General features: G+C 63.3%; 18 protein-coding genes. 8 read left to right on the top strand and 10 right to left on the bottom strand.

Translation table 11 applies throughout. The features are described 5' to 3' along the window. Positions 1-29: 29 nt before the first annotated feature. Both DCM79_RS03795 and DCM79_RS03790 read right to left on the bottom strand, forming a co-directional pair. A complete protein-coding gene (locus tag DCM79_RS03795; protein ID WP_257178705.1) occupies positions 30-248 on the bottom strand; it encodes a hypothetical protein in 219 nt (72 codons plus the stop codon). Positions 249-321: 73 nt separating this feature from the next. Beyond that, entirely contained in the window at positions 322-981 is a 660-nt protein-coding gene (locus tag DCM79_RS03790; protein WP_257178704.1) for a DedA family protein, read from the bottom strand. 313 nt (positions 982-1,294) lie between these two features. Here DCM79_RS03790 and cobS point away from each other — a divergent pair, with 313 nt between their 5' ends. The 5 genes from cobS (at position 1,295) to DCM79_RS03765 (ending at position 7,613) form a co-directional block, all read left to right on the top strand. Further along, positions 1,295-2,278, top strand: a complete 984-nt coding sequence (cobS, locus tag DCM79_RS03785; RefSeq protein ID WP_373568102.1) for a cobaltochelatase subunit CobS — start codon at positions 1,295-1,297, stop codon at positions 2,276-2,278. Between the two features lie 142 nt (positions 2,279-2,420). Beyond that, on the top strand, positions 2,421-4,322 hold the full coding sequence (gene cobT, locus DCM79_RS03780; protein WP_257178703.1) for a cobaltochelatase subunit CobT: 1,902 nt from the start codon (positions 2,421-2,423) through the stop codon (positions 4,320-4,322). Continuing rightward, positions 4,319-5,395 carry an esterase-like activity of phytase family protein gene (locus DCM79_RS03775; protein ID WP_257178702.1) on the top strand — a complete coding sequence of 359 codons (1,077 nt, stop codon included), beginning with the start codon at positions 4,319-4,321 and terminating at the stop codon, positions 5,393-5,395. The genes cobT and DCM79_RS03775 overlap by 4 nt, the downstream gene beginning before the upstream one ends. 298 nt (positions 5,396-5,693) lie before the next feature. Next, entirely contained in the window at positions 5,694-6,806 is a 1,113-nt protein-coding gene (locus DCM79_RS03770; protein WP_257178701.1) for an NADH:flavin oxidoreductase/NADH oxidase, read from the top strand. Between the two features lie 399 nt (positions 6,807-7,205). Next, positions 7,206-7,613: a hypothetical protein gene (locus DCM79_RS03765; RefSeq protein WP_257178700.1), complete on the top strand. Its 408-nt coding sequence runs from the start codon at positions 7,206-7,208 to the stop codon at positions 7,611-7,613. A gap of 253 nt (positions 7,614-7,866) precedes the next feature. On the opposite strand, the gene DCM79_RS03760 is transcribed toward DCM79_RS03765, so the two are convergent. The 6 genes from DCM79_RS03760 to rpmB form a co-directional block, all read right to left on the bottom strand. Next, positions 7,867-8,118, bottom strand: coding sequence for a PilZ domain-containing protein (locus DCM79_RS03760; protein ID WP_257178699.1), 252 nt, complete (start codon positions 8,116-8,118; stop codon positions 7,867-7,869). Between the two features lie 506 nt (positions 8,119-8,624). Further along, entirely contained in the window at positions 8,625-9,953 is a 1,329-nt protein-coding gene (locus DCM79_RS03755; RefSeq protein WP_257178698.1) for a DUF2235 domain-containing protein, read from the bottom strand. A gap of 113 nt (positions 9,954-10,066) precedes the next feature. Next, positions 10,067-10,750, bottom strand: coding sequence for a hypothetical protein (locus DCM79_RS03750; RefSeq protein ID WP_257178697.1), 684 nt, complete (start codon positions 10,748-10,750; stop codon positions 10,067-10,069). 103 nt (positions 10,751-10,853) lie between these two features. Further along, positions 10,854-12,395, bottom strand: a complete 1,542-nt coding sequence (locus DCM79_RS03745) for a hypothetical protein (RefSeq protein WP_257178696.1) — start codon at positions 12,393-12,395, stop codon at positions 10,854-10,856. Beyond that, the gene (locus DCM79_RS03740) at positions 12,395-13,774 is read right to left on the bottom strand and encodes a toll/interleukin-1 receptor domain-containing protein (RefSeq protein ID WP_257178695.1); all 1,380 of its coding nucleotides are present in this window, start codon (positions 13,772-13,774) and stop codon (positions 12,395-12,397) included. Before DCM79_RS03740 ends, DCM79_RS03745 begins: the two co-directional genes overlap by 1 nt. A gap of 189 nt (positions 13,775-13,963) precedes the next feature. Continuing rightward, positions 13,964-14,275 (bottom strand): 50S ribosomal protein L28, encoded by a 312-nt coding sequence (gene rpmB / locus DCM79_RS03735; protein ID WP_257178694.1) that lies wholly within the window; start codon positions 14,273-14,275, stop codon positions 13,964-13,966. A gap of 415 nt (positions 14,276-14,690) precedes the next feature. Here rpmB and DCM79_RS03730 point away from each other — a divergent pair, with 415 nt between their 5' ends. Continuing rightward, a complete protein-coding gene (locus DCM79_RS03730; protein ID WP_028134026.1) occupies positions 14,691-15,608 on the top strand; it encodes a sulfite exporter TauE/SafE family protein in 918 nt (305 codons plus the stop codon). Continuing rightward, the gene (locus DCM79_RS03725; protein WP_257178693.1) at positions 15,605-16,375 is read left to right on the top strand and encodes a TIGR02186 family protein; all 771 of its coding nucleotides are present in this window, start codon (positions 15,605-15,607) and stop codon (positions 16,373-16,375) included. The genes DCM79_RS03730 and DCM79_RS03725 overlap by 4 nt, the downstream gene beginning before the upstream one ends. Positions 16,376-16,543: 168 nt before the next feature. Here DCM79_RS03725 and DCM79_RS03720 read toward each other — a convergent pair whose 3' ends face one another. Beyond that, the gene (locus tag DCM79_RS03720; protein WP_257178692.1) at positions 16,544-17,455 is read right to left on the bottom strand and encodes a DMT family transporter; all 912 of its coding nucleotides are present in this window, start codon (positions 17,453-17,455) and stop codon (positions 16,544-16,546) included. A gap of 112 nt (positions 17,456-17,567) precedes the next feature. Between DCM79_RS03720 and DCM79_RS03715 the strand changes: the two genes are divergently transcribed. Next, positions 17,568-18,431: a LysR family transcriptional regulator gene (locus DCM79_RS03715; RefSeq protein WP_257178691.1), complete on the top strand. Its 864-nt coding sequence runs from the start codon at positions 17,568-17,570 to the stop codon at positions 18,429-18,431. A 20-nt stretch (positions 18,432-18,451) separates the two neighbouring features. On the opposite strand, the gene DCM79_RS03710 is transcribed toward DCM79_RS03715, so the two are convergent. After that, on the bottom strand, positions 18,452-18,685 hold the full coding sequence (locus tag DCM79_RS03710) for a hypothetical protein (RefSeq protein ID WP_257178690.1): 234 nt from the start codon (positions 18,683-18,685) through the stop codon (positions 18,452-18,454). Positions 18,686-18,840: the final 155 nt, after the last annotated feature.

Raw genomic sequence — 18,840 nt, 5'->3', positions numbered from 1 at the left:
GCTTGCCAGAGTCGCCGGTCCCAACCACGTCACCGCGTTGCATCTGCATCAAACTCGGAGACCTGCTCGATCCACTGGAGCGCGTCGAGCTCGCGTTCGGAAGCGAGGCTGGCAACCTGCTTCGCCACTCGCCGCTGAACTGATCGCGAACGGGCATCGGCCAACACGAGGCGCACTTCGCGCAACTCCCTCGTGCGCCGCCGTTGGTGCACCATTTTCATCCTTTTTGCGGACGCGTCATCGGACATGTCCCCGGCGTGATGGGTTACACTGTATCGCATTATAGGTCCGGCGATAAGATGCAGGGGCTTCTTGATGCCGTTACCCCCGCGGCTTCGCCTCTGCGACGACGCCATTCTGCCGCCGGCGATAAATCCACACCGCCATCCCCAGGACGGCCGCCACCCCAACCACGGTCAGCATCCAGACGTGCTTGCCGACATGCCCATGATAATGCAACCCGGCATATTCGTGCAGCGCCGACACCGCCAGCACGCCCGGCAGCACATGGGCGGGCGCCCAGGCCAGGATCGCCGGGATGTTCACCGCGTAGAACCTCGCGGGCGTCATCCCCAGCGCGCCGGCCGTGACCGGCACGAAGGCACGGATCGGCGGCACGAAGCGGGCGAAGAACACGGCCCAGGTGCCGAAGCGGTTGAAGAAGCTCTCGCTCTCGGCGACCACGCGCGGGTAGTTGGTCAGCGGCCAGGTGTTGAGGATCTCGCGCTGGCGCCGGTGACCGATCCAGTAGGCCGAGCCGTCGCCGAGCACTGCGCCGAGCGCGGCCGCCAGCAACACCCATTGCAGCTTGAGTTCGCCGCCCGGCACCAACGCGCTCAGCGCCAGGATGATGGTCGAGCCGGGGATCACCGAGCCCACCACCGGGACGGCCTCGAGCAGCGCCGCCAGGAACAGGGTCAGATAGGCCAGCCACGGATGGGCGGAGACGAAGGAGATGAGGGGATCGAGAAAGGACGTCACGTCGTCTCTGGCGGGCTGGAGCACGGGGCTTTCCGACCCTACATAAGTAGGGGCGCGCGGCCAAAGCGCCATTCGCGTGGGCGGGTCACCCGCGAACCCGCCTGAATTTGGGCATGATTCGCAAGGCAGACCTCCAAAAACTGCGATCCTTGCCTATCTAAATGAAAAGACAACGGAACTTTGATTGGCGGGCGGGCTTCTGCCGGCCATCTGTCTCTGCTAGGTTGAGTTTCAGCACCCAGCCGCAGCCAACGTGCGAATAACCGGTTTCGGGACCGCCCGGGACCTCGGAGGATTGATGACGACCGCCGCCATGTCCAAAGTTGAGGAAGTTTCCGGTCTGCCCGACATGAAGGTGTCGGTGCGCCAGGTGTTCGGGATCGACAGCGATCTCGAAGTCCCCGCCTATTCCGAAGTCGATCCTCATGTGCCCGAAGTCGATTCCGATTACCGCTTCGACCGCGCCACCACGCTCGCCATTCTCGCCGGCTTTGCCCGCAACCGCCGCGTCATGGTGACCGGCTATCACGGCACCGGCAAATCCACCCATATCGAGCAGGTCGCAGCCCGCCTGAACTGGCCCTGCGTGCGCGTCAACCTCGACAGCCACATCAGCCGTATCGATCTCGTCGGCAAGGATTCCATCGTGGTCCGCGACGGCAAGCAGGTCACCGAATTCCGCGACGGCATCCTGCCCTGGGCGCTGCAGCACAACGTCGCGCTGGTGTTCGACGAATACGACGCCGGCCGCCCCGACGTGATGTTCGTGATCCAGCGCGTGCTGGAGGTCTCCGGACGCCTGACGCTGCTGGACCAGAACAAGGTGATCAAGCCGCATCCGGCGTTCCGCCTGTTCGCCACGGCGAACACGGTCGGTCTCGGCGACACGTCGGGCCTCTATCACGGCACCCAGCAGATCAACCAGGGCCAGATGGACCGCTGGTCGATCGTCACCACGCTGAACTATCTCAGCCATGACGAGGAGGTGGAGATCGTGCTGGCCAAGGCCAAGCACTATCGCACCAGCGAAGGCCGCGACATCGTCAACAAGATGGTGCGCCTTGCCGATCTCACCCGCAACGCCTTCGCCAACGGCGACCTGTCGACGGTGATGAGCCCGCGCACGGTGATCACCTGGGCGGAGAATGCCGACATCTTCGGCGATATCGGCTTTGCGTTCCGCGTCACCTTCCTCAACAAGTGCGACGAGCTCGAGCGTCCCCTGGTCGCCGAGTTCTACCAGCGCTGCTTCAACGCCGAGCTGCCGGAATCGGCGGTCAACGTGGCGCTGAGCTGAAGTTCTCTCGGTGTGTCGTCCCGGCGAACGCCGGGACCCATACCGCGTGATGTCTCGATTGAAACGACGCTGATAGTTTCCTGACACAAGAGCGGCCGGTGGTTATGGTCCCGGCGTTCGCCGGGACGACAGATAGGGTCAGATGACCACCTCCAACTCCAAATTCCGCAGCAGCAAGGAAGCGCCGACCGAGCCGTTCAAGCGCTCGGTCGCCTCCTGCCTGAAGGCGATCGCCAAGGCGCCGGAGCTCGACGTCTCCTTCGCCGCCGAGCGGCCGGGCCTCGCGCCCGGCAAGGCGCGGCTGCCCGAGCCGGCGCGCAAGATGACCAAGCGCGATGCCGCGATCGTGCGCGGCCATGCCGATTCCATCGCGCTCAAGCTCGCCTGTCATGACGCCAAGCTGCATCGCAAGCTGATGCCGGGCAATCCGCAGGCGCGCGGCGTGTTCGAGGCGGTGGAGCAGGCGCGGGTCGAGGCGATCGGCGCGCGCCGCATGGCGGGCGTGGCCAAGAACCTCACCGCGATGCTCGACGACCATTTCCATCGCGGCAAGTTCGACGAGATCACCGACCGCGCCGACGCCCCGCTCGCCGACGCGCTGGCGATGCTGGTGCGCGAGCGCCTGACCGGCATGGCGCCGCCGACCGCTGCGAAGAAGATGGTCGATCTCTGGCGTCCGATCCTCGAAGACAAGATCGGCAAGCGGCTCGACCGGCTCGATACGCTGGTCGAGGACCAGACCAGGTTCGGCGATGCCGTGCATGACCTCCTGACCGCGCTCGAGCTCGGCGACGAGCGCAACGCCGACAGCGAGGATGACGAAAACGACGACGAGAACCAGGACGGCGACAACGACCAGTCCGGCGCGGAAGGGTCGCCCGATTCCGATGCCGCGCAGGAGATGAGCGCCGACCAGGCCCAGGCGACATCGGAGGAGATGAGCGAGAGCGCGATGGAAAGCGCGCAGGCCTCGACCTCCGACAGCTTCGACGACGGCGAGCTCGGCGATGACGAGACGCCGGGCGAGGCGACGCGTCCAAACCAGCACGGCAAGAACGAGCCGCGCGGGCCGGAATACCACGCCTTCGCACCCAAATTCGACGAGGTGATCGCCGCCGAGGACCTCTGCGACCATGACGAGCTGGAGCGGCTGCGCGCCTATCTCGACAAGCAGCTCGCGCATCTGCAGGGCATCGTCGCCCGCCTCGCCAACCGCCTGCAGCGCCGCCTGATGGCGCAGCAGAACCGCGCCTGGGAGTTCGACCTCGAAGAGGGCATTTTGGACCCCGCGCGCCTGTCGCGCGTCGTCACCGATCCCTATCATCCGCTGTCCTTCATGCACGAGAAGGAGGCGACGTTCCGCGACACCGTGGTGACGCTGCTGCTCGACAATTCCGGCTCGATGCGCGGGCGCCCGATCACGGTCGCGGCCACCTGCGCCGACATCCTCGCGCGCACGCTGGAGCGTTGCGGGGTCAAGGTCGAGATCCTCGGCTTCACCACGCGCGCCTGGAAGGGCGGGCAATCGCGCGAGGCGTGGCTTGCCGCCGGCAAGCCGGCCAATCCCGGCCGCCTCAACGATCTGCGCCACATCATCTACAAGTCCGCGGATGCGCCGTGGCGCCGTGCGCGAAAGAATCTCGGCCTGATGATGCGCGAGGGTCTGCTCAAGGAGAACATCGACGGCGAGGCGCTGGACTGGGCGCACAAGCGCCTGCTCGGCCGGCCCGAGCAGCGCAAGATCCTGATGATGATCTCGGACGGTGCGCCGGTCGACGATTCCACGCTGTCGGTCAATCCCGGCAATTACCTCGAGCGGCACCTGCGCCACATCATCGAGGAGATCGAGACCCGCTCGCCGGTCGAGCTGATCGCGATCGGCATCGGCCATGACGTGACGCGCTACTATCGCCGCGCGGTAACGATCGTGGATGCCGAGGAGCTCGGCGGCGCCATCACCGAGAAGCTCGCCGAGCTGTTCAGCGAGACCGCCACGGCGCCCACGCAAGCACCCGCTCGCCCGCGACGCAAACTGCATTCGTGAGCACGCATTCATCCCGCCGCAGCTTCCTCGGGCTTGCTGCGGCGGGATTCTCCACTCTCGCAGCCTCCCGCATCGCGCTGGCGCAAGCTGCGGCCGAGCCGCCGCCGCGCCCGCTTCAGATCGAGAACGCCGTCACCGATCCGGTCAGCGTCGAGGTCAATGCGCGCGCCATTCCCAATTTCGAGCCGCGCGACCGCACGCGCACGCGCTTCGGCTCGCTGGAGTACCGCAGCGGCCTGGTGCTGACCTCGGCCTATCGCGGCTTCGGCGGCCTGTCCGGCATCCGGCTCGACGCCAGGGGCGAGCGCTTCCTCGCGGTCTCCGACCAGGGCGGCTGGTTCACCGGCCGCATCCGCTATGCCGACGGCAAGATGACCGGTCTCGACGAGGTCGAAGCCGCGCCGCTGTTAGGGGCCGAGGGCCGGCCGATCACCGAGAAGCGGCTGTGGTGGGATTCGGAAGCGATCGCGCGCGACGGCAGCCTCGTCTATGTCGGGCTTGAGCGCGTCAACCAGATCCTGCGCTACGATTTTGCCAAGGGCGGCACGCGCGCCCGCGGCGAGGTGATGCCGGTGCCGGCGGGCGTGCGCAAGCTGCCCTCCAACAAGGGGCTGGAGGCGCTGGTCGTCGTGCCCAAAGGCAAGGACCAGGCGCTCGCGGGCACCCTGATCGCCTTCTCCGAGCGCGGCCTCGACGCCGACGGCAATCTGACGGCATTCCTGATCGGCGGCCCCACGCCCGGGCAGTTCAGCGTGCGCCGCATCGACAAATACGACATCAGCGACGCCGTGCTGCTGCCTTCCGGTGAGCTGCTGATCCTCGAGCGCAAATTCTCCTGGTTCACCGGCGTCAACATCCGCATCCGCTCGATCCCCCTGAAGGCGATCGCGCCGGGCGCGCTGGTCGACGGCCCCGCGCTGTTCGTCGCCGATCTCGGCCACGAGATCGACAACATGGAAGGCATCGACGCCCACGTCACGCCCGAGGGCGAGACCGTGCTGACGCTGATCTCCGACGACAATTTCTCGATGCTGCAGAGGACGCTGCTGCTGCAATTCACGCTGGCCGAGTAGGGCACGCTGTCGTCCCGGGACGCGCGCAGCGCGAGCCCGGGACCCATACCCACAGGCGGAAGTTTTGCGATAACTCCGAGTGGGAGCTCGCTCCACGACTCCATCCTGTGGCTATGGATCCCGGGCTCGCGCGAGGCGCGCCCCGGGATGACGGCCGGAGTTCGCAGCGTCGCCTCGCCACCCAACGATTGCCGGAATGCATGCCGATGCGACCCGCCATTCCCGCGCCCCGCTGGCATTCCGCGCATCCGTCACTACACTGATCCCATCTCCCTCTCATCCCCCGGAACTCCCCCGCATGTCCGTCCTGTTCTCCCCGATCAAGCTGCGCGGCCTGACCTTGAAGAACCGCCTCGTGGTGTCGCCGATGTGCCAATATTCGGCCCATGACGGCGTCGCCAACGACTGGCACTTCACCCACATCAACAATCTCAGCCTGTCGGGCGCGGCGATGTTCTGCATCGAGGCGACCCATGTCGAGGCGATCGGCCGCATCACGCCGGGCTGTCTCGGGCTCTACAGCGATGCCTGCGAGGCCGCGCTCGCGCCGATCCTCGCCTCGGTGCGCAAGCATAGCTCCACCGCGATCGCGATGCAGCTCGCCCATGCCGGCCGCAAGGCCAGCAGCGCGCGGCCCTGGGACGGCGGCCAGCTGATTCCGGAAAGCCAAGGTGGCTGGCAGACGGTGGGCCCGTCCGCCGTGCCGCACAAGGAGGGCGAGGCCGCCCCGCTCGCGCTCGATGCCGCGGGCCTGAAGCGCATCCGTGAGGCCTTCGTCGACAGCACGAAGCGCGCCGCGCGCCTCGGCATCGACGCCATCGAGGTCCATGGCGCGCACGGCTATCTCATGCATCAATTCCTGTCGCCGATCTCCAACAAGCGCACCGACGAATATGGCGGCAGCCTGGAGAACCGCATGCGCTTTCCGCTCGAGGTGTTCGACGCGGTGCGCGCCGCCTTCCCCGCGGACAAGCCGGTCGGCATGCGGGTGTCCTCGACCGACTGGGTCGAGGGCGGCTGGGACCTTGCGCAGACCATCGCCTTCGCCAACGCCTTGAAGGCGCGCGGCGTCGACTGGATCGATGCCTCCTCCGGCGGCGTCTCGCCGCTGCAGAAGATCCCGCTCGGCCCCGGCTATCAGGTGCAGTTTGCAGAAGCGATCAAGCGCGAGACCGGCCTTGCCACCATCGCCGTCGGCCTGATCACGGAAGCCGGGCAGGCCGAGGAGATCGTCGCATCCGGGAAGGCCGACATGGTCGCGCTCGCCCGCGGCATGCTCTACGACCCGCGCTGGGCCTGGCACGCCGCCGCCGAGCTCGGCGGCGAGGTCGAAGCCCCGCCGCAATATTGGCGCTCGCAGCCCTCCACGCAAAAGGCGCTGTTCGGCAAAACCAATTTCGGGGCGCGGTAGCTTCTTCACCTCTCCCCGCTTGCGGCAGGGCAGTCGCAAATGGTGTGCACGATGCGGTGGCATTGGCAGTCGGCTCCCTCTCCCGCTTGCGGGGGAGGGCTGGGGTGGGGGCTGTCTCCGCACTGGGATTGCCAGGAACTGCGGAGGATGTCCCCGAGTGGTGAGAACCCTCACTCGCCGCGCGCGGGACGATGCTTTGCATCGCCCGGGGCGCGTCGGCCTCTCCCGCAAGCGGGAGAGGCGGAGCAAGCCCGCGGTCCTCGTGAAATCCATATGCGCGATGGCCCTGCCGCTTGCGGAGAGAGGGAGTTCACCGGCTGTATCCGTAACTCTCCTCAGCTTCCACGCCGCGTAAATCTGGCCTAACCTCCGTCTCACGATGCATCACGGAGGCCCGACATGCGTTATCCTGTCCGCAAAACGGCTCATATCTTCGAGCGTGTCGGCCTCGCGATGGCGGGCGCCGCGTGCGGGCTGTTCGTCGGCGCCTATGTCGGCGCCGCGATTCCGATGTTGACCACGCAGGGCTTCCTGCTGCTGATGATGCTGCTCGGCGCCGTCGGCTTCTATCTCGGCATCGACACGCCGCAGATGCCGTTCGACGACGCGCACAGCCAGATCGACGCCGCCGAATTCATGAGCTCCGCCGGCACGTTGTTCGCCACGCTCACTGCCTTCGTCTCCGTCGCCGTCATCGTGCTCCGGCTCGATCCGCACATGGGCTGGACCTGGCTCGTCTTCATCGGTTGGATCGCCGGCGTCGCCATGCAGATCATCGCCGGCGCCAAGGCCAGGATGCGGAAGTAGAGTATCTTCACCCTCCAGGGCAGGGCAATCGCATATGGGAGCGATTTCGCCTGTGGCCATCCTTCGAGACGCCCGCCGTTGGCGGGCCCTCAGGATGAGGACCAGGTGCGCGACACAAGTTTCAACGAGCACCAATGCTGCTTAGCCTCATCCTGAGGAGACCGCGAAAGCGGTCGTCTCGAAGGACGAGGCGCGCGCTCAGGTCTCGCAAAGCGCCATATGCGATAGCCCTGCCTTCCAGGGGAGGGTAAGCCTAAAACACCACGCCCACCCTTGTGCCGCGCTTCCAGGCGATGCGGCAGCGTTTCCTGGTGTTGACGTGCAGCAGCTCGAAGCGGTCGGGGATGTTGACCTGGCCGCCGAGATCGACGCAGGCCCCGCCGGGCGAATAGTCGATCAGCGTGCAGGGGATCACCGGCGCGCGCGCATCGGTGATGATCTTGGCCTGGCGCGACACCAGCCCGGCCGGCTTCACGCGGGCATATTTGCGTGGGAATTGCGGCACGTCTCCTCCAGCTCCGCTCGCGGCATGATCCGGAAAAGTGTGAAGCGGTTTTCCGGAAAGATCATGCCGAACCACAAGTTTCGTGGCGTGTTCGAGAGGCCATGATGGGCAGGAGATGATGCGATCAAGCTAAGCCGCGCGGGAGAATTTTAATGAAAAGTGTCGGCGACGGAAGAAAGCGAAGGTAGCGGGGTGCGGTGCGCCGCAGACACCGCTGTCGTCCCGGCGAACGCAGGGACCCATACCGCGTGATCTCTCGGTTATCCGTGGTTGGAGTACCGAACGTCGAATCTTCGCCAAACCACTCCCTGTGGTTATGGGTCCCTGCGCCCGTGCGCAATTGCGCACTAGGCAGGGACGACAGCTGAGGGTGTGGCACGAGCCTGCCTCAACCCGCCCTTTGCGAGCGCAGCGAAGCAATCCAGAACTGTATCCGCGGCGTTAGTCTGGATTGCTTCGTCGCAAGGGCTCCTCGCAATGACGCGGGTGAGAGCAGTGCGCTCCCATCACCCCGTCACGCTCTCCCCCGCCGGCTCCACCCGCGGCGGCACCGGCATCGGCACCGTCACGTAGTCCTTCGGCATGTTCACCGGCCGATACTCCGGCTCCACCGCCATCCGCTTCAGCACGCTCTCGTGCACATGCGCGCCGTCGGGAATGAGGCGCGGCTCGCAATCGGGGATGTAGAAGCCGAGCACCACCTTCCGCTCCGGCCACTCCCGGTACTTCGCGCTCTTCGGAATGTACTCCAGCAGCCGCCAGGCGGCCGTCATCGAATTGTGCAGCTCGCCGGTCTTGCCGGCATAGGCCGGCGCGACATAGTGAAACGGCGAGTTCTTGCGCGGGATGCCCCAGGCCAGCTGCTTGATGGTCGCGGGGTTGAAGTTCAGCCCCGCCTTCTCCGCCTCATCCAGCATCCACAGCAGCGGATATTTGGACTCGCCGCTCTCGGCCTCGGCATAGCCGCCGCCGACGTCGCTGTGCACGCCGGCGAACCACACCTGCAGGATGTCCTGCGGCACCTTCTTCTCATCAGGCACGTAGCGGTTGCTCCAGAACTCCTGCGGCTCCCAGTACTTCTTGAGGCGGAACATGCAGCGCCGCTCGTCGATCGCGATTGCCTGCCGGAAAATCCTGACGCTCGGGTTGCGCAGCGTGAAGGCGAGCTCCTCCAGGCTCGGCCAGAACAGCCGGTCGGCGCGCGGCACGATCACGCTCGCGACCGTGTCCCACACGCCGATGAAGTGGATGGTCGGCCAGCGCGTCGAGGTGATGCGCGCGAACTGCGCGGCGAGATCGAACGCGTCCTTCGGCAGCGGCCCGCTCTCGTCGAACGCGACGTCGCTGAGATCCTCGACGTCGTTGCCGCGCCCGGTGCCGGAATATTGCTTGTAGGCGACGAGGCCGCTCCCAGCGAGGTTCGCCTGCTCCGGCCTGATCAGGCCGATCTTGTGGATCAGCCCCGCCAGCACGCGCACGGTGTAGGCGCCGCGCGAAAAACCGAACAGATAGATCTTGTCGCCCGGCGCGTAATGCTCGACCAGGAAGCAATAGGCCGAGAGCACGTTGTCATCGAGCCCGTAGCCGGTGGCGAGCCCCAGCACCAGGTTGACGTTGGCCTTGAGGCGGTGCCACGTCGTCGGCTCCGTCACCGTGCCTACCCCGGGATCGTAAAACACCATCTGCCGCGGCTGCGTCCTGTCGGTCTTGCGCAGGCAGCGATACAGCTTCAGGACGTTGGAGATGTTCTCCGAGATCTCGTTGCCAGTGCCATCACAGCAGATGACGAGGTTCTTGGGGGAGGGGTGGGGGTCGGGGGTGTGCGCGGTGTCCATCGGATGCGCCTCGGGGGGATGCTACCGGGGCGAGTATAGCGGAAAATCGGGCTTAGGATAACGCTATGCTGGATTGGATGCTTCGAGGTCGTATAGCTTTCCTCGCTGACAACTTACACCGATTTCGAAAATGACAGTTCCGATCTAAGAATTTGTATTTCTGATAAGAAGGGCCTGACGTCGCTTGATGGTAAGGGAAGAATAAAGGTGAATTTGTTTCCAAGGCCGTTGAAAGACGTTCCGATCGAATACGCTTCAAGAGAGTCCTTGATCCAAACGCGATCATGGATGTCTTCCGTTTTGTAGATCCTCACTCTAATATCTCTGCGACGAAACATTTGGTTTAGTCGATCCGCAATATCCTTGTTTCGTACGCCCCGTTTCGAGAAAATCTCAACGGCTCTCAGCGTCTGCGGTAGAGCGCTCTCGATTCCATTCACATACTCTTCGGATGATATGCGTCCTGGCGAACTTAGAAGATAGGGATCACATATCGTCAAATGTCGAGCTCCGCCCAAGCTGTCGTTCAAGTGGGCTAAGGCCTGCTGTCTCGCGCCAGAGCCCAGCCCCACAATCAACTTTGCGTGTGCGTTGTCCTCGGTTTCGGCAAGCTGGCAAAATGGCCGATCAAGTCTACGAATTATACTGTCGAGCTTCTGATCTATCTCAGAGAGCCGTTGTGCCGAAATATGACGGGCGCCTTCAAGTATTTGGCTGGTGATCTCGTCGATCTCGCCATGTGCTGTTTCGTTGAGGAGATGCAAGAGAACGCGAATTACCTCGGCGCGGCTCGGCATATGAACTCCCATTTTTACGTGTCGCCCAAGTAGCTAAAATTCTGAGCGTAGAGTCGATCCAACGGAATTTGCTGCCAAGGTCGACTTAGATCAGCCCCTGCCGCTAGATGTAATATTTGAACGCTAGCTTGGGCTCACTTGTCTGGGGCGCCGCAAGGATCACTTCACCCACGGCATCGGCGAACCTTATGGTTACAGGCAGACGATCATTGTGCAGGCACGAATTGAAGTTGATCTTTGTAAGGCTCATCACGTCCTCAAGGATCGTTTCTAGTTCGCAATTTCCTCGCTGTCGTCTTACCAACAAGGGATTAGGTGTTTCGGGGCCCAGATAAGTATCGAGCCGGGGGGCGTATCCAGATGTCCAGACATAGGCCTCGCTTTCAGAAAGGAGTAGCGCCGTTCCCCGCAGGACTGGATACTTACCGGGCCTAAATAGCTTAAGCGCGTCTTGCGCGTCTGAGATTTGTACGCCGACGACATTGGTTTCGGGAGGCGCGCCACTAGCGAAGCCGCTCCATTCTTCGTCGGAGAAGTGAGATTTAGCGTGCAGGAATGATTCTTTTGGCGGTTGATTGTTGTGCTGATCGCGATATTCCTGAACCACCATTTCGATCAAGCGCTTCGCTGCTGGCTCGTCAATGTGGAATTGTTTTGTGTCCGAGTTGTACCAAGGACCCAATGCGCCTCTGAAGACGATGCCCTCGCCGCTTGAGAGGAACATCTGAGCTGCGCAGCAGGCGAAGCCGTCATCTGCTGTCGCTTCTCGCCTCTTGTACGCCAAGCCTACGTAGCATACGCCCTCTCGAACGCCGGCTAATTGCCAAGGTCTGCCTCCGGCCTTGTAATAGGATCCCGTCGTCAGTTTCCATGCAACGGTCGCGTTGTCCTCAATGCGTCTCTTTCGTTGACCATCGCTCCTTAGGAAATCGTCGGGTGTAAGAGTTGTCTCTCGAACAATTTGGGTCACTATCTTGGGAGACAAGAGTCGAGCTTTCAGTTGTCTCCTAAAGTGAGTTGCGTACTTGTAAACATCGGCTTCGGCCTCTTCCAACCCAAATAAAGTCGGCTGATTGTCAAGCTTTAATGCCTCCGCCCTTGAGATGCGGGTTTTGCCTGGAATCTTCTCCTTTGTTGGGATGCGAGAAAGTGGGCGGCCAAGGTCGTAAACTTCTTCGGGAATAACTACGAACCAAAAGCTCGGCGCATCTTCAATTCGGTCGCATCGGGCCACTAAGGCGTTCACATACAGATCCACTGCAGCTTTGATTGCTTCGTTTCGATTCGAAATTCTGAGCGCTTTAGAAAGCGCTGCAGAGTCGATAGTGTCGATTACTGTCTTCGGGTAAACAGGCCAGTTCGAGTTGAATGCCGCTGAGAATCCGGGAAACGGAATATGTTGAGGCTCGATCGCTTTAGCGCCCTTGCGGGGTGGTGGAATATCGACAAACCCGGCCACAGCTTTAGCCCAGCGCCCGAGCCGCTCAACCCCACTCTTCGTTCCTATCGCGCCATAATGAATACTGGGCCGTCCACCATCCACGGGGCCGTAGAGGTAAAGTCCGTCCCTAGGGTAGACTAAGGTCTGTCCGTATTTGAATTCTAATTGAGGTTCCGCAAGTCTGATGAGGTTCAAGGTTTTCATTAGTCAACCCCATCCCCTTCTTCGCTATCGTCTGTATCGTCGTCATAGTCAGTTAGCAGATCATCGTCCTGATCGTCTTGAAGTGCGTCGGACGGAGAGCTTATCCCAAATGGCGCTGTGAAAAGGTGAGGAGGAAGACTTAGACGCATGGCGTTTCCTTCGCCAAGTGCAATGTCTAGGAATTCTGCTCCATCGCTCATCCAATACCAGAACGCGAGAAGTAGATCTCGCCACTTGTCATTTCTCCATCCCTTGCAGAATGTGCGCCGCATCCGGTGTAGGCGACGGGTATCTCCAATGAGGTCAGAGCCATTTGAGGTAAATACTACTCGCCCGGTAACGCGGACGTGACGCAACGGATTGGTTCGCGCTATGCAATTGACGGCATAGTGCCAGTAAAAGCCTCGCTTCTCGGATCGGCCAACAAGCTGTCGCCTTCCCCTAAGCGAGTCCCACGCGAAAGTGTGTTGATCTAGCGTAGCGTGACGTGCGGTTGCCCACCACGCAAGTCGACCGCTGGCGTACTCAAATGACCTTAATCCCTTAGAACTGAAGTGAGCGTCGAGCGCTCGGCGAACTATGTCGGTAAATTTGGGACGGCAATCTTTCGGCGCGAGATGTTGCGAGTGCCATCCTTTGGAGAGAAACGTGTCTATGTCGCAAGTATCGATCACTTCGATGGGAAGGTTAGGGCCAAAGTACTCTTGCAACTGGTGCAGCGGTGCAAAGCTGAGAAAGCCACGGTTGTGAAGCGCGATGGGAAGCGGACAATCTGCTCGCGCCTTTTGTGCTGATCCTAGAGCGATGCCGCTTTTGAAATCGAAGAATGCAATTGACGTCGGCAAAGATGTTACTTTTAACCAATTGGAGACGAGTTGCTCAGGGCCGTTAGTTATGGATCTTGCATCTTTGAGCTGAAGGCTTTGCCAAGCCTTTGTCTCCTCTGGAGCGGTGTGCTTAGGAACGTTTGCTTCTTCGAGCAGCGGCAACAGTTCAGCGAGACCCTGAGCCCAACCCTTTTCGAAGTTTATGTACTGAGTCTGCGCAATCTGTAGCGGTGGTGGATAAGCAGCGAGCCGGAGCGGTACAATGAAGCCGCCATCCCCAATCTTTTTAGCGGTTTCGACCGCCAGATTAATCTCGTTCCGAACTCCTTGCTTTTGAATGCCGCCTGGCGTCGCAACGAGTAGAAAGCGCTTGGCGCGTTGTCGGATAGCGTCCTCGAGAATGCGTTCCCAATCGTCTCCGCCTTTGAGGCGAAGTATGTCGGCGAATACGTGATAGCCCAAAGCGGTTAGGCGCCCTCCGAGCCAAAGAGTGAAAGCGTTATCTTCAGGAGTAGCGTGACTAATAAATACAGAGTCACGGAGCGCCACCATCTGACGTCCTTTCGACCGCGAGCAATCTTGGGATTTTTGCGCGATTCGCGGGCAACGATCGATACCTTAGGTTGTCGCTCCCCAAAAACAAAAGCGGCCGGATCTTCCGATCCGGCCGCAACGCAAACTCTTACTCGGCTAAGCCTACGCCACGCGACGCAACCTAGCCCCCGCCCAATTCCGTAAAACTCAGCTCGCCTTCTTCGCCGGCGCGGTCGACGGGCCGACCTTCTTCTGGATGGCGCGCTTCAGCTCGAGGGCGCGCGGGGAGAGCGCGTCGGCGTTGGCCTTGAGCAGGTAGGCATCGAGGCCGCCATTGTGGTCGACGCTCTTCACCGCGTTGGTGGAGACACGCAGGCGCACGTTGCGCTCCAGGGCTTCCGAGATGAACGTCACGTTGACGAGGTTCGGCAGGAAGCGGCGCTTGGTCTTGATGTTGGAGTGGCTGACCTTGTGGCCGACGAGGGGGCCCTTGGCCGTCAGTTCGCAGCGGCGAGACATGGTAGAAATCCTTATGCTTCGAACCCCCAACGGGTGCGGCCGCCATTTTGGGCGCCACGGGGGCAAATTCTTTTGTCCTTGCAGGGAGCGGGCGGACGTATAGGGGGGAAGGGGCGGGCAGTCAAGGTTTTGGGCGGTCTTTTGGGCCGCCCCGGGCAGGGGTGGGGGCTCTCTCCTCTTGGGGAGTCCCACTGCGGAGATACCCTCTCCCCAACCCTCCCCCGCACGCGGGGGAGGGAGCGCAGATTTCGTTGTGGTGACGATCGCGATATCACCACTCACGCCTCCATTCACCACGCCGGAATTCTGGGGTCCCTCCCCGCGCCGAATTCCGCTATTGAGGGACGCGGCAATCGTTCCGACCGTCCGGCGGGCATTTGCGCAATCGTCCGTCTCGCCGGAGCGTGGCCCTTCGATGCAGCTTTATCTCCCGATCGCCGATCTTCCCGTCAACGTCTTGCTGGTGCTGGCGATGGGGGCCGCGGTCGGCTTCGTCTCGGGCATGTTCGGGATCGGCGGCGGCTTCCTGATGACGCCGCTGCTGATATTCATCGGCATCACGCCCGCGGTCGCGGTCGCCTCGGTCACCAGCCACATCGCGGCCTCCTCGTTCTCCGGCGCGCTGTCCTATTGGCGGCGTCGCGCGATCGATCCGGCGCTGGCGAGCGTCCTGCTCTGCGGCGGCGTGACCGGCACGGCGCTCGGCGTGTGGACCTTCACCCAGCTGCGTGCGCTCGGCCAGCTCGATCTGATGATCGCGCTCTCTTACGTGGTGCTGCTCACCACCGTCGGCAGCCTGATGTTCTCGGAAGGCCTGCGCGCGCTGATGCGGACCCGGCGCGGCGCGCTGCCGCCACGCCGCACGCACAATTGGATCCACGGCCTGCCGCTGAAGATGCGGTTCAAGCGCTCGAAGATCTATCTCTCGGTCATCCCGGTGGTGGTGGTCGGCATCGTGATCGGCTTCATCGGCGCCATCATGGGCATCGGCGGCGGCTTCATCCTGGTGCCGATCATGATCTATCTCTTGCGGGTGCCGACCTCGACGGTGATCGGGACCTCGATGGTGCTGACGCTGGTCACCATGCTGTTCGCGACCATGCTGCACGCGGCGACCAATCACCTGGTCGACGCCGTGCTGGCGCTGATCCTGATGATCGGGGGCGTCACCGGTGCGCAGTTCGGGGCCCGCGCCGGGCAGAAGATCCGCGGCGAGCAGCTGCGCCTGCTGCTCGGCCTGCTGATCCTCTCGGTCGGCATCCGCTTCGCGATCGAGCTGGTGATCCAGCCCTCGGACCTCTTCACCATCCGCGAGCTCGGAGTGAGCGGATGATGCGCACGCTTCTCGCCATCCTTCTCGTCCTGCTGCTCGGCGGCGCCGCACGCGCCGAGCGGCTGATCGTGTCGGTCTCCAACCACCGCGTCACGGTGACGCCGAACTATTCCGGCGAGGAGCTGGTGCTGTTCGGCTCGGTGGAGAAGGATGCGACGACGCCGGCGGACCGCACCGCCTACGATCTCGTCGTCACCGTGATGGGCCCACGCGCCGACATGGTGACGCGGCGGAAGGAACGTACCTTCGGAATCTGGATCAACACCGACTACCGTCAGTTCCTGCAGGTGCCGAGCTATCTGGCGCTGTTCGCCAACCGTCCCTTCGAAACGATCACCTCGCCCGAGATCGCACGGCGGCAGCAGATCGGGCTGAACAACGTCCTGCTGACGCAACGGGTCAGCGGCGACTTCGCCGACGTGGTGCCGAACGACGCGTTCCGCTCGGCCTTCATCCGCCTGCGTACCCAGCGCGGGCTCTATCGCGAAGACGGCAGCGCGGTCACGTTCCTGACCCCGACGCTGTTCCGGACCGGCATTCCGCTGCCGGCGGAGGTGCCGATCGGGACCTACGAGGTCGAGATCAAGCTGTTCGCGAACGGCGCGTTCATCGGCAAGACCGAGACCGCGTTCGAGATCGTCAAGATCGGCTTCGAGCAGTTCGTCGCCACGACCGCGCGGCACAACGGGTTCCTGTACGGCCTCGCCACCGTGGCGATGGCGCTGATGACGGGATGGATGGCGTCGATCGTGTTCAGGAAGGATTGAGGGCGCGTCACTCCGTGCGCATCCCTCTCCGCTCGTCATCGCCCGGCTTGACCGGGCGATCCAGTATTCCAGAGGCCTTCGTCGGAGAACTCGCTCACAACAACCGCCGCGGCGTACTGGATGCCCCGGTCGAGCCGGGGCATGACAGTTGAGGTTGTGGCGCCCTGCTCACGCCGACACCCTCGCCGGCCGCGTCACCAGATAGATGCCGAGCGCGACAGGAACGATGCCGAGCAGATCGCGCGCCTCGATGTGCTCGCCGAGGACGAGATACGCGAACAGCATGCCGAGCGGCGGCATCAGGAAATGATAGGCGCTGGCGGCGGTGGCGCCGCTCACTTTCAGCAGATGAAACCAGAGCCAGTAGGCCAGGATCGAGCCGCCGAGCACGAGGAAGGCAAAGGCGCCGATCAGGCTCGGCGTGACGTCAATGGCGTGGATGTCGGCGAAAGTGAGCGCGACCGGCGTCAGCACGATGCCGGCGACGACGTTCTGCACGCCGTTGCCGATCCACAGGGAGCCCTTCGGTGCGAGCAGCTTGAACAGGATCGTGCCGGCGACGAGCGAGGCCAGTGAGGCCAGCGTGAAGGCGATGCCGTGCAGGCTGTCGGTGCCGACCGACAGGCGGTGCCAGACGATCGCCGTCACGCCGACGACGCCGAGGACGAGGCCGCTTGCCTTGCGCCAGGTCATGCCTTCACCGAGCAGCAACGCTGCCAACGCGGCTGTGAATACCGGATTGGCCGAGACGATCAGGCCGCCGAGGCCGGCGGAGACCGATTGCAGGCCGGTGTAGCCGAGACCGAGATAAAGCGCGTTGTTGGCGATGCCGAGCACGGCGAAGATCGCGGCATCGCGCCAGGAGAGTGACCAGGCAGCGCCGCGGATCAACGTTGCGCCCAGGATCAAGATGCCGGCGAGCGAGAAGCGCGCGGCGAGCAGGATCAGTGGCGGGCAATGGGTGACGCCGATCTTGCCGGCGACGAAGGCGTAGCTCCAGAGCAGGCAGAACAGGCCGATGGCGAGCGGCAGCGTGTTGAAGCGGGTGCCTGGGACCGAAATCGAGGGGGCGAGCGACATGAGGGGCATTCTCGGGATGTTCTTGTTCCGGCCCTCGATCTAGGGACGCCGCTTGTCATTTGGAAATTAAATGATTAACTTCCGATCAGTTGATTTTCGAATGGAAGCGGCAATGCTGGATCTCGAGCTGCTGCGCAGCTTCGTCTCGGTGGTCGAGGCCGGCGGCTTCACCCGCGCCGGCGAGCGCGTCCACCGCACACAATCGACCGTCAGCCAGCAGATCAAGCGGCTGGAGGACGACATCGGCCAGGTGCTGCTGCATCGCGACGGCAAGAGCGTGCGGCCGACCGAGGCCGGCGAGCGGCTGCTCTCCTATGCGCGCCGTCTGCTCTCGCTGGCCGAGGAGGCGCGCGACGTGCTGCGCCGCCCGGGTGGCGAAGGCGCGGTCCGGCTCGGCATCCCCGAGGATTTCGCGGCGTACCGGCTGACCAAGCTGCTCGGCGCATTCGCGCGCTCGCATCCGGGCCTGCGGCTCGACGTGCGGGCCGACCAGAGCAAGCATCTGGCGCGCGATCTCGAGCGCGGCGAGCTCGACCTTGCGCTCTACAAGCGCGAGGCCGGCGCGAACGGCGCGATCGCGGTGTGGCCGGAGCGGGTGCACTGGGTCACCAGCAAGAGCCATCCCGTCGATGTCGACGTTCCCTCGGTGCCGTTGATCGGCTTTCCGCTCGGCTGCATCTACCGCGCCGGCGCGATCCATGCGCTGGAAAGCGCCGGCCGCGCCTGGCACACCGCCTATACCTCGTCGAGCCTCGCCGGCATCCAGGCCGCGGTCGCCGCCGGCATGGGGCTGAGCATCCTGTCGGAGATGTCGATCCAGTCCGATCACCGCGTGCTGACGGCGAAGGAAGGTTTTGCACCGATCAACAAGACCGAGGTCGCATTGATGGCTGCGCCGGATGCGAGCCCGGCCACGCTGCGGCTTGCGGATCGTCTCGCCGAATTTTGCGATGCGGTGCAGGCGAAGGCGGCTTGAGCCCGCTCGAGGTCAGGCGCTCAATTCGCCGCCGACAGCAGTTTATCCCCGCACGCATTCGCATAGAACTTGCCGCCGCATTGGCGCTTGATCGCAGCGCAGCGAGCCGCGGGCGACGCCTTTTGCGGGGCCGTGAAGCCGCAGCTGAGACCATCGGCGCTGCGGCCGGATTTGCCGGCGGCAAACGCCACGCCGGAGGCGCTGATGCAGAGGACGAGCAGGGCCGCAGTGGCGATGTCGATCAGCAGTCTCATCGTCGTCTCCTCTCCACACTGATGGCTGAATCTTTCGTAATCTAGCACCGAATCTGCGGTTTCTCCGTGCTCACCCGGGTTCCCAATTCGGCCCGTTCCTTGCATAAATTAGCGCCAGCGCAATGCACGGCCACCGGCGGCAGTTCTGGGTGCAA

This window comes from Bradyrhizobium sp. WBOS07 (genome assembly GCF_024585165.1).
Lineage (GTDB): Bacteria > Pseudomonadota > Alphaproteobacteria > Rhizobiales > Xanthobacteraceae > Bradyrhizobium > Bradyrhizobium japonicum_B.
Note: the sequence above shows the minus strand (reverse complement) of the source record. Positions and strands in the feature narration are given on the sequence as shown.